6 protein-coding genes and 1 pseudogene are annotated in these 11,986 nt (G+C 41.1%); 1 reads left to right on the top strand and 6 read right to left on the bottom strand.

Features of this window, described 5'->3' with window-relative positions:
- Positions 1-192, top strand: a pseudogene (locus PI95_RS16220) (Uma2 family endonuclease); the annotation flags it as partial.
- Between the two features lie 137 nt (positions 193-329).
- Here the strand turns inward: PI95_RS16220 and PI95_RS16215 are convergent.
- The 6 genes from PI95_RS16215 to PI95_RS16190 form a co-directional block, all read right to left on the bottom strand.
- Entirely contained in the window at positions 330-5,939 is a 5,610-nt protein-coding gene (locus PI95_RS16215) for a hybrid sensor histidine kinase/response regulator (protein WP_039747880.1), read from the bottom strand.
- A 138-nt stretch (positions 5,940-6,077) separates the two neighbouring features.
- On the bottom strand, positions 6,078-8,873 hold the full coding sequence (locus tag PI95_RS16210; protein WP_039748889.1) for a methyl-accepting chemotaxis protein: 2,796 nt from the start codon (positions 8,871-8,873) through the stop codon (positions 6,078-6,080).
- 16 nt (positions 8,874-8,889) lie between these two features.
- Complete coding sequence (locus PI95_RS16205; RefSeq protein ID WP_039747882.1) at positions 8,890-9,420, bottom strand: chemotaxis protein CheW; 531 nt, start codon at positions 9,418-9,420, stop codon at positions 8,890-8,892.
- Between the two features lie 13 nt (positions 9,421-9,433).
- Complete coding sequence (locus tag PI95_RS16200) at positions 9,434-9,799, bottom strand: response regulator transcription factor (protein WP_029637981.1); 366 nt, start codon at positions 9,797-9,799, stop codon at positions 9,434-9,436.
- A 124-nt stretch (positions 9,800-9,923) separates the two neighbouring features.
- Positions 9,924-10,088, bottom strand: a complete 165-nt coding sequence (locus tag PI95_RS16195) for a hypothetical protein (RefSeq protein WP_163518932.1) — start codon at positions 10,086-10,088, stop codon at positions 9,924-9,926.
- Positions 10,089-10,112: 24 nt separating this feature from the next.
- Positions 10,113-11,369 (bottom strand): response regulator, encoded by a 1,257-nt coding sequence (locus PI95_RS16190; protein WP_039747884.1) that lies wholly within the window; start codon positions 11,367-11,369, stop codon positions 10,113-10,115.
- Positions 11,370-11,986 lie beyond the last annotated feature (617 nt).

Below are 11,986 nucleotides of genomic sequence, written 5' to 3'. Positions count from 1 at the left end.
TGGATTGTTGATTATTTAGGTTTGGGTGGGAGAAAGTTTATTGGTAATCCGAAACAACCCACTATCTCCGTTTACACATTGATTGAAGGTGAATATCAAGTTAACCAATTTAGAGGGAGTGACCGCGTTGTATCGCCTACGTTCCCAGAATTGAATTTGACCGCGCAACAGATTTTTAATGCTGCTATTTAGCCCAAGCACTTAACTGATATAAAATTGCGATCGCTTGCCTAAAATTCCAAACCAACGCTTATATCAAAGGTAGGAAAGAGAGAGTAGAGAAGGAGGTGTTTCTTTCATTCATAACGGGTGGCGCCTGTGGGGCGCTCCTAACCGTTATTAGCACTGTTAACCAGCTTTTCTCCTTTCAGCATCCTGGAAGCTGCTTCGAGTAAAGCTTCTTCCAAATAAGGTTTGGTGAAGTAGCCACTAGCACCTAGTTGCACTGCCATTTGTCGGTGTTTATCTGCACCACGCGAGGTAAGCATGGCAATGGGTAAATGGTTGAGGCTGGAATCTTTTTGGATGCGAGAAAGCAACTCCAGACCATCGCAGCGGGGCATTTCGATGTCGCAAAATACGATATCGCAGGGGAGACCGGAGCGCAGTTTATCCCAAGCTTCCTGACCATCACGCGCTTGTTCTACGCGATAACCGGCTTTGTTAAATGTGAGAGAAAGCAACTCGCGGACTGTAATTGAGTCATCGACAATCAACACTGTCGGGTCAATTTTAGTAGCAGGTGTTTCTGCGGTAGCGGAAGTATTTTTTTGTTCCCAGAGATTACTTTGTTTGACCGTGCGTCCTTGGAAGATGTCAATTATTTCCAGGACATCAGCGATCGGCATAATTCGACCATCACCGAGGACGGTAGCACCAGCTACACCAATCGGTTTTGGTGCCGGTCTTTCAAACTGCTTGATAACTATTTCTTGTTCGCTGAGTACCTGATCTATTTGCAAAGCAACTAAAGTATTTGCCGATCGCACGACAATCACAGAAATCATATCATCGTCGCGATTTCCGCCGTAAACGTTACCTCGGCTGAGTAACCGATTGAAAGTTAAAAGTTCTTTCAGCGGTCGGAATGGTAACATTGTATCGCGCCAAGATATAAATGACTGTCCCTCGGCATTTGTCTGAATATTTTTCGCAGGTATATCTAAAGTATCTTCCACACCATCCATCGGGAAGGCAATTCTCGCTTTGTCGGAGACGCAGCACAAAGCTTTACAAATACTCAAAGTCAGCGGCAAACGAATTGTGAAAGTAGTTCCTTTGCCGACGGTAGAATCAGTAGTGATTGTGCCGCGAATTTCGCTGATCGAAGTGCGAACTGCGTCCATACCGACACCGCGACCTGATAATTCATCAGCTTCGTCTTTGGTGCTGAAATTCGGTTCAAACAGCAAGTCATACACTTCGATGGGAGACAGGCTTTTGGCTTTTTCAGCGCTAATTAAATTTTTAGCGATCGCTTTTGCTTTCACTTGATCTGTGTTGATACCTGCACCGTCATCCTTGACAGAAATAATCGTTTGGTTGCCTTGGTGGAAAGCACGGACGCTAATTGTTCCCACAGGTGGTTTACCTTGCTGTTGCCGGATTTCTGGGGTTTCAATGCCGTGAGCGATCGCATTATTGAGCATATGATTTAAAGGTGTCTTCAAATGCTCTACAATCATTTTGTCGATGAAAGTGTCTCCACCTTCAATTACAAGTTCCACTTGTCTGCCATGCTTGATCGCAGTGTCGCGCACTCCTCGTTGCAAACCATCGGTAGCTTGAGAAAAAGGTTCCATTCGCGCTTTTGTCAGTCCTTCTTGCAATTGAGTAGTTACTTGTCGAAACTGTCGCGCTACCCTTTCGGTTTCTTCGGTAACAAAGTCGATGTCACTCGCTGACTCTCGCACACGCACGATCAATTCAATCATTTCTTGAGAAAGCGTGTGGAAAGGAGTAAAGCGATCCATTTCTAGTTCGCTAAATCCTCTATCGGTATTTGAATCACTAACTAGGGGAAGAGATTCTTTATATTTGCGACTAGCTAATAAAGAAGCTTCCAGAAGCGATCGCTCGTATAATTCTTGCATCCTCGCTCCCACATCCGAAAGCTGTTGTATCTGATGCAACAAGTTGTCTAAGGATTGTCGCTGTCGTCCTTGATCCTCTTCTAAGGTGTTGCGATTTACTACCAACTCTCCAACTAAGTTACTCATATCGTCCAGATGCTTCACCGGGACGCGCATTGTTTCTTCAAATCTCGCACCGCGACGCGGCGGACGTTGATTTTTGCTAGTGCTTGATGTTACCGTTGGTGAATGCGATATCGTTTGATCTGCTTCTTTCAGTAGTTTCTCTAAATCACCAAATTCATTTGGTAGTTCGGAGGATACAGCTTTACTAGTGACATTATTAACAGTCGGTGTTACCGTTGATGCTTTTTCCTCACCCAGCAACGCTTCCAAGTCAGCAAAATCTATGTCTGATATCTCTATATCAGGAGTAGATGTTACTTCCTCTTCTAGTAGTGCTTCCAAGTCGGCAAATTCATCTAAAACAGAGGCAGAATTTGCCGTATCTGCATCTTCTAAAGCTTTAGTTTCTGCTCTGATATACTCTAATGTGGCAGATTCATTCTCGATTATCTCAACTTCTGAAGTTGCCTCGCTAAAAGCATCTGAAGATTCTGGTATTTCCAACAAATCTTCATCGTCTGCTACTTCCAAGACAGCTTCGGATGTACTTTCTTCAATAGTCGGTTCTGGGAGAAATTCCTGATTTACCTCTAAAAGTAAATTTTCTGTCTTCAGTAAATCATTATTATCATCACTTTCTACTACCGTTTCTGGGAAAAATTCTTGATTTGATACAAGTAAATTTTCTGTCTTCAGTAAATCATTATTATCATCACTTTCTACTACCGTTTCTGGAAGAAATTCTTGATTTACCTCTAAAAGTAAATTTTCTGTAGCAAGTACATTATTATCATCACTTTCTACTACCGTTTCTGGAAGAAATTCCTGATTTGGTAGCAGTAAATTTTCTCTAGCAAATAAATCATTATTATCACTTTCTATTACCGTTTCTGGAAGAAATTCCTCGTTTGGTAGCAGTAAATTTTCTCCAGAAAATAAATCATTAATTAAATTCAGTTCTGACTCGGCTAAATTTTCATCTTGATAAAAAGGTGTTTCTGTGAAGTTCAAGGCAGCTTGGAAGCTATTATTTACCTTTGGTGCAACTTCTTGTGTCTCTAGCTGTGGTTCAGAAGTTTCTGCATTGATATCTATTGCGATTTCTCTCTTCAAGAAATCTTGTGCTACTAAAGAACTTTCTGTAGTGTCAATTTTTGGTGTATCTTCTATATTTAGCGTATCATTGTTATTTTCATCAAAAGCAGTATCTAATAAATTAGTTTCCTCTTCAAATGATTTAGTAAATTCGGGAACGATATCTACAGCTTCGGGAAGCATCGCGTCCGATAAGTTTTCTGGCTGCAATTGGGTGGTATGCTGTTGGGGGAGGTTTTGAATATCTTGGGTAGATTCGCGATCGCTAAACAGTTCAATCTCTGACTCGGTTGATGTAAATTGAGCAAAGAAATCATCATCCACATCTGATGCAAATATCAAATCATCTTCTAAGAAACTGATATCTATATCTTCGATATCAAAGTTTTCTGATGACGCTTGCTCATTGTTACCAAAAATGTCACCGGAAGCAGCAGCAGCAAATAAACTTGCTTCTAACGCTCTAACTGCATCCTGCTCAACTTGCGGATTAAATCTGTCATGAAGTTCTTCTTCGGGTTCCTGACTCCAAAAGTCGTTTAAATCCTCTTCTGATTGAGAAATTTCTGCGGCTGTTGGTAAGTTTAAAAAATCAAATAAATCGCCTGATTCTGATTTTGTCGTAGATGGTATTGTCTCTTCTTCCGCAGCAAACAGACTATCTAAAGAAAAGCTTTCTTCTTGGCTTTGAGGAATTTCTGGGAGATGATTAGTTAAAGTAATTTCCTCTACAAAATTTGCATTCGCTGTTTCTGGTAAAACCTGCTCAAAATTATTATCTTGCTCGTCGGTGGATAGTTCTTCTATGCTATCAAGGTCATTCAAAGAGGAAGTTTTCGCGGAGGTAAAAGTTGCATTGATATTCTCAGCTTCTGGTTGAGTTACTTCTCCTAGAGAAAATAATTCATTTTCATTGAGTGTTAATGCCAAGAAATCGTCTACCACATCTGATGGTGGTTCATTATTCAAGGCAATCTCATCAGAACTAGATGCAAGTTCTGGTAAAATTTTGTTACTAAGAGAATTATCGCTCAACTCAAGGTTTGTAATAGCTGTTTCTGGAAATAGCGATGCTTGTTCTGGTAAGTTATCGTCAAATAACTGCAAAAGAGTTAAATCTTCGGTTGCAGTAATATTTGTTTGGTAATTGCTGCTAGGTTCTTTTTCAAAGGAAAGTAAATCTGCAAAATCGTTATCAGCATCTTCAGTGTCGTTGCTGATATCAATTGACAATTCATTATCTGAAGTATCATCTAAAATTTCTACTTTTTGCCAGGTTTCATCCAAGTCTGGAGTTTCACCTTCAAAAAAGTCCGCAAGAGCATTTAACTCAGCTATTCCTACCTCTGGTCCATTCAAATCAATGCTTTTATTATTCAGCAGTTTGTCGTCTTGACTATTGTTGCGATCGCTTGAAAATATATCCGCAAAATTATCTTGGTCTTGGTTCGCAGATGCGGATAACTCAGTTAAACTGCTGATGCTGTCTTGACTATCAAAGTTTAATGGTGTCGATAACTCACTTAAACTGCTGATAGTATCTTCACTCCCAAAGTTTAATGGTGTCGATAACTCAGTTAAACTGCTGATAGCGTCTTCACTATTAAAGTTTAATGGTGTCGATAACTCAGTTAAACTGTTTATAGAGTCTTGTGGCTCCAACTCGAAATCAGCAAAATTATTTTCTGTCGGTGCGGCTATATCAAGATTATTAGTGCTGAGAGTGCTAGCTGTTATTAAATTTTTATCTGTCGATGGTTCGGCAATGAAATTATCACTTATTTCTAATAAGTCAATTTCTAAGACACTCAAGAGTGCTTTTAGTTGCGGACTGATGGCAATTTCTGAGTCTCTGTTTTGTGTAGCTAATTCCAGAGCTTGTTTAATTTCGGTAATAACAGTTTTTGCTAAAGCTAGAAAGCTGTTTTCGGGATTAGCGATCGCATTTCCAGCGTCACGACACAAACCACACCAATTTGAAAAATTCAACGACTCACCGAATCTCGCTAACTCATAACAGCAATCTTGCAGTTGTTGTCGAGTTTCTTGTGTTGGCGATCGCTTAAATAATTGCAACATCTCGCGTAGTTTTTGCAGCACCTGAGTTTGAAACTCACCCACACTTTTAATTTCCGGTGCTACATGTAATGTCGAGATTTCCTGCGGTTGAAATTTGTTATTTGATGCAGTTATTTCTGTATTACTTGTTGCTTGATTGCTACTTTGTTGTACTAGCATGGACAAATGCTCGTACAACCATTCAAAGACCGGCTCGGTTTCTGACATCAAAGTGTTAGCAGCATCTTCTGTTAAACCAAAAGGTCCAGTTAAATGCTCTAACAGCGCTTTCAAAGTATCAGAAACACCGAGAAACAAAGATTCTAACTTTTGGTCAATTTGAACCGGATGCTCTTTGAGAATTTTGAAACAGTCCTCCAAACGGTGAGCCGTGTGCTGAATGCTACTCAGACCAAGCATCGCCGCTCCCCCTTTGATAGAGTGAGCTGCCCGAAAAACTTCGTTAATCATTTCCGGGTCGTTCAGGGTACTCTGGAGATTTAACAACCCCTGCTCAATCGTATTCAGGTGGTCTCTTGCTTCTTCAATAAAGTAACCTAAAATGCGCTGTTGTTGTTCCGGCAGCATACTACAAAGTTAAAAGTTAGGAGTTAGGAGTTAGGAGTAGGAGTTAGGAGTTAGGAGTTAGGAGTTAGGAGTAGGAGTTAGGAGTTAGGAATTAATAACTCATCACTCATCACTCATCACTCATCACTCATAACTTTTTTACCTTGTTTCAAGTGTTTCCACTTTGAAACGTTCAACGGAGGAGATTAAATCACGGGATACACCTACTAAGTGTTGTAAAGCACCAGAAACCCGCTGTGCTTCTTGGGAGGTTTCTTGCGCTGTGAGTTCCACAGACTGCATTACCTGAGCCACAGCGCGAGAGGTTTCCGTTTGTTCTACAGTGTCAGTGGTGATAGAACGCACAAGAATATCAATGCGATTTGCGACTTGAATAATATTTTCAAGCGATCGCTTGGCTTCTTCTGCTAATTTCGTACCTTGAATTACCTGTTGTGTGCCTTCTTCCATTGCCGTCATTACAGAACTAGTTTCGCTCTGAATTTGCCGGACAATTTCTTCAATTTCTTTCAAAGATTTAGCCGATCTATCTGCAAGCTGACGCACTTCATCAGCAACGATCGCAAATCCTCTTCCAGCTTCTCCGGCTCTGGCTGCTTCAATACTAGCATTCAGCGCTAACAGATTCGTTCTAGAAGCAATTTGCGAAATCAACGCGACAATTTTAGAAATTTCTTGGGAAGATTCCGCCAATCGCTTGACTTTTCGGGTAGTTTCTGCTACTGTTTCGCGAATTTCTAAAATCCCCGCCACGGTGTTTTCTACCGCTTCCCCACCTTTAAGCGCAAAAGCGCTAGCTTCACGAGTGACAGTTTCGGCTTCTCGCGCTGCTTCCGCTACCCGCTGAATCGAGTCTGTCATCACCTGCACGGAATTTAAAGTTACTGCCAACTCCTCAGCTTGTCGCAAAGCATCACTAGATAATGCTCTAGCAAAAGTTTCTGAATTGGTTGCTCCTTTTGTCACTTCCCGCGCTGCCACTTTCACTTGTTGGACGATATCCCGCAAATTTTGAATTGTTAAGTTAAAAGCGTCTGCAACTGCTCCCAATACGTCAGCCGTCACCTCAGCTTGTACCGTCAAATCTCCCCTGGCTGCTCCTTCCACATCGTCCAACAGCCGAATCACTTGGCGTTGGAGATTTTCTTTTGCTTCTTCTTGTTCATCAGCTTTGCGTTGAGCTTCATTTGTGGTGGTGAAAATTACCTTAGCCATTTCGTTGAAACCAGCGGCTAATTGTCCTAATTGATCTTCTGAGTATACCGTGGCTTGAACATTGAGATTTCCTTGACGCACCGCATCAAACTGAGTTTGCAGATCCTTAGTTGTGCGGCGAATTTGTTTTAGTGTGAGATTTCCCATAAAGCTAGCTGTACCAAAACTAGCAAGTCCGGCAGCTAGAGCCATTGCCCAGCCTGTATTTCGCACTCCTTCCCGTTGTTGCGGGGCTGACAAATTAGCCGCACCGAAACTAACTACAGCGACGACTACAGCCGAAACAATACCGACAGTTCCAGCAATAATCCATTGTTTTTGTTCCAGGGGAGCATTTTCTAATGGTGCTAATAAGCCTTGCTCGACATTAACAACAGGTTCTACTTTCGAGACATCTGTTTGGGTAAAGACGGGGACTGCTTCTTGCGAACCAGTCATACTGAAGAGTTCCGAATCGCGATCGCTATTTTCGACAGTTGGCGGAACTTGCGAAACTTTTTTACCTATTTTACTACTGGTATCCAATGAACCAGAAGGTATTGACACATCGCTGAAACTAGAATTTCCTCCTGTGATATCAAAACCAGGAATATTTCCTAAATCGTCAAAGGCATCAAAATCGTCTAAAAACTCAATGTTATTGCTTTTGGAAGTATTTCCACTAATTATACTGTTTGTATCTTCCTCATCTGTTAACGCATCTGAGCCAAAGGCAGACTCAAAAGCTTCAAAGTCAAAACTATCGTCATCCTCTAATGCGTTTTGCTTTTTGTCAGTTGAGTCTAAATCCTCAGATTCCTCAAAAGCAAAATTCCCATTTAATGATGAACTTTTCAAATTATTTTCTTGACTGCTGTATCCCGAATTATTTGTTGGTTTAGACCCATTTTTGCTGGATACTTCGCTCAAGAATAAAGTTTCATCTTCAACATTATTTAGTTGAGACTTAAACTCTTCACTGATTAATCCTTGGGAATTTTCAACTTCAATCAAAAAATCAGCAGGTTTTTCTAAGCTATTGCCTGTTGATGGTACAAACTCTTCAAAAGGCGAACCGCTACTGTTATTGCTGTTAATTGGGTAATTTTTATCAGTAGAATCTTCACTAGCTTGGGAGATATCTTCTTGCCAGAAAGCTGGCAAATCTAACTTTGATTGCTCGTCCCAATTACTTGAATCTAATTGCGATTCTGCATTCAAGGCAAAAGGATTACTGTCAGCGCTATCCGAAGATTCTAGTGACGTACCAAATACAGTACTATCTGTGGGCATTTCAAATGGACTGCTAAAAGATAGCTCTTCGATTACGTCCACAGCTTGCGGATGCTCACTATCAGAGCTGAAATCAAAGTTATTATCTTCATTGCCTGCGCCCATCATAGCCTCAGGCTCGCTATAATTGGGAGGCTCATTATCTACCTCGGCGATTTGTTCTTCTTGCTGTTGGTATTGATTGACATTTTCAAGACCATTACGAGCAAAACTAATAATTTCTTCATCCTTCGTCAACTGCAAAACTTTTTGGTATTCTGATGATGCCACATCGTATTGTTGCAAAACATAGTAAACGTGACCCCGCAACAAATGGCAGTTAGCGTCATCGGGTAAATCTTGTACCACAGAGTCAACTAAAGTCGCGGCAACTTCATAATTTTGTTGCGCGTATGCCGTACAAGCTTGTTTATAAATTTCTAAGTATTCGTCTATATTTGCTTCCATTTCCTGCCTCTCAATTTCATCCTGCCCACCGCGCACTCCGCAAAATAGCCATTTGATCTAGCAGTCGCAGACACTGATTTTTTTGAGCATCTAATAACCACTCTCCCCGCAAAAAGGGAGCCATAGCATCTGGCACGTTATTTGGTGCGATTAGATGCTGCACGTCAAGCCAGTCCATGCCACCAATTTGTTCTACTGCTAAACCGACTATTGTGTCTTGCTCTTCTATAGCAATCACCGGAATTTCTGCTTTGTCGGTATTTAACGGAGTTACTTCTCCTAAAAATTGACCCAAATCAGCCACCCAAATTACTCGACCTCGTAGATTTAGAGTACCCAAAAGTAAACCAGAAGCATTAGGAATTGGAGTAATTCTATCGGGACTTAGTTCAATTACCTCGCGGATGCCTGTGGCTGGTAGTGCAAACTCCTGATGCGAGGGAATGTAAAACCGTAAATGTAACTCACCTTCAGGACTTTCTACTTGAAATTCAGGACGGAAGTGGTCTTGACCGCTGCCTCCTAAAAAGTCCGGTAACTTAACCATGTTTTTTCCATCCTTATCCTCGCAGCAGTTGTTTGACTGTTCCTACCAACTCGGTTGGCTGAAACGGTTTAGCTATGTAGGCATCGGCGCCTTGTTTCATCCCCCAGTAGCGATCGAATTCTTCACCTTTGGAAGAACACATGACTACAGGGACATTTTGGGTTTTTGGATCTGACTTTAGCCGACGACAAACTTCGTAGCCATTCATCCTGGGCATGACAATATCTAATACCACTAGATCGGGAGCTGTGGTTTGAATGGCTTCTAACGCTTCTAATCCGTCACTAGCGTGGGTGACTGTTAAGCCACTCGCTTTTAGGAGGTCTGTAATCATCTCCCTTTGTGCCACACTGTCTTCCACAATCAGAACTGTACTCATAAATGGCTAATTTACCTTTTGATGTAGACATTCCCCTATCTGGAGCATTCCCTGACTTCCCCGCAAGCATTTCGTGTATAAATTTATTCTATTTTTCACTAATTTAACTGAGAATTGTTGGTAGCTAGTTGTTAGTTGTTAGTTGTTGGTTGTTAGTTGTTGGTTGTTGGTAATTGGTGGTAATTATTTTTCTAGTCCCCAGTCTCCCTTGTCTCCCTTGTCTCCCTTGTCTCCCTTGTCTCCTTGTCTCCCTGTCTCCCCATCTCCCCCTCCCAAGAACTCTCCCCATCTCCCCATTCCCCAGTCAAGCTGATTATGTGATATTATCTTTTACTCGATCTGGGATGGGATCAACAAGTCTTACGTTTTGGTTGTGTCGCCAAACAACACTATAGTTGAGATATTTTTCTACAAGCATCAGCAATTCTGTGTCTGTAAATGGTTTTGTTAAATAATCACATGCCCCAACCATCCTTGCTCTAACGCGATCGATAAATGCATTTTTACTACTTAGCATGATAATCGGCACGAGCCGAAATGCTGTTGAATGTCGCAGCATTCCACAAATTTCGTAACCATCCAACTCTGGCATGGTTATATCGCATAAAATTAGATTTGGCTTGATTTGAAAAATGCGGCTAATCGCTTCTAGGGGATTGGTGAAGGCGATCGCTTCATAACCAAGTGGTTTCAAAATAGACTCTACAGTTTCACAAATCGTAGCCGTATCGTCAATACAGACTATGCGTGCCTTTTGTAATAACTCTTGTTGACTCTTTTGTATTTGTGCATCCGTAGATGTACTTGAATATACTATATGCACGCAACCTTGTTGCACGTATGGATATATTGCTTTAGCAACTGTCAAAACGTCTCGATTCAGATACCGAGCCAATTGACGCAAAGATGTTTTACCATCGACCCACTGCTGTAACTTATTCACCGTTGCTGCTGGCAGTGAGGAGCGTAGTTCAGTTATATCAGCAAGCACCGGAAATTGATCGGGAGATTGAATATGCGGATAAAGCAACTTCCACTCTTGCACCTGCTTCATAATTTTGGTGACAAGCGGAGCAATTTCTAAGGTAGTTAATTGCGGGGCAAATGCCGAACCCAAATCGAAAATGAAGCTACCTTGATGTAAACTCAGCAAATCAAACAATGTCTCATGCACCAAACGGTGGATAATAGTTTGCGCCACTTTTGGTTGAATAATATTCCGCTCTAAAAGCGTCCAAAGATAGCCGTATTCTGGAGCATTTAGGGTTTCTAGGTAAGCAAGTTGTACTTTGTCAAGTCGTGTCTGAACTCGGTAATGACGCAAGTAATCGGCAATTCTTGTCAAACTGCTGTCGCTATCTTGGCAATAAATAATTTGACCATTGAGAAAAAATACGTACCAAGACTGTTGTTTAAACTCAGACCAAGAACCCTGTCTAATTACTTCATCTACACTAAGTTTGTTGCTATTGTGACTACGGGCTTCTACAAATAATTGCCCTGTTCGCTGCCCCAACTCAATCAATTGGAGAATACTACGAATATCAATTTCATTTAAATTTCCGTACATTTAGCTAAAAGGCGCTCCAAGTCATTTTATTTACATTCAATGTTAATTTTGCCCTTTTTTTCAATGTTTCAAACACAGGACTTACGCAATCTGACACCGTGTCGTAAGTAGCGGTAATTCATGAATTACCGCTACTGTATAATGTGCCTTACAATTATTTTTGCGCTCATTCCGCTCAACAGACTGAAAAAAGAAGCGCTTTTGTCCTGTGTTGTCCTAACACAGCATTTAGACGGGCATTATATTAATCTGGGTCGAGAAATTTTCATGAATTTCGGTTTTTGGGCGTAGATGCGCTGACTTTTTGTCAAAAGACATCGCACTCTGCTTCATGTATAGAAAGAACACATTAGAAAACGATACCCTAACTTCAAACCTTAACTTTGTTTAATATACTTTTACAATGCTAGTGATAACACGGTAGTCATCACAACTGCCATCAGTACAAAATGTAAAGACGCGACAAGTTGATTTTATAAATATCAAGACGAAATCTCGCGTCTATAAATAGTTTTGTTTGTCTTATTTTCCTATATAGGTGAAGTCAGACAAATTTACGCAATTATTTAACGTATAGCCCAATACAGGGCGTTAAGTGCATCAAAAGGAATAGCGGT

The sequence above is a fragment of the Hassallia byssoidea VB512170 genome, assembly GCF_000817785.2.
Classification (GTDB): domain Bacteria; phylum Cyanobacteriota; class Cyanobacteriia; order Cyanobacteriales; family Nostocaceae; genus Hassallia; species Hassallia carrinoi.
This window is presented reverse-complemented; position numbering and strand designations above follow the sequence as displayed.

Coding starts and splice junctions, on each gene's coding strand:
- PI95_RS16215 (WP_039747880.1), bottom strand. CDS start 5,939: ATGCTGCCGGAACAACAACAGCGCATTTTAGGTTACTTTATTGAAGAA.
- PI95_RS16210 (WP_039748889.1), bottom strand. CDS start 8,873: ATGGAAGCAAATATAGACGAATACTTAGAAATTTATAAACAAGCTTGT.
- PI95_RS16205 (WP_039747882.1), bottom strand. CDS start 9,420: ATGGTTAAGTTACCGGACTTTTTAGGAGGCAGCGGTCAAGACCACTTC.
- PI95_RS16200 (WP_029637981.1), bottom strand. CDS start 9,799: ATGAGTACAGTTCTGATTGTGGAAGACAGTGTGGCACAAAGGGAGATG.
- PI95_RS16195 (WP_163518932.1), bottom strand. CDS start 10,088: ATGGGGAGAGTTCTTGGGAGGGGGAGATGGGGAGACAGGGAGACAAGG.
- PI95_RS16190 (WP_039747884.1), bottom strand. CDS start 11,369: ATGTACGGAAATTTAAATGAAATTGATATTCGTAGTATTCTCCAATTG.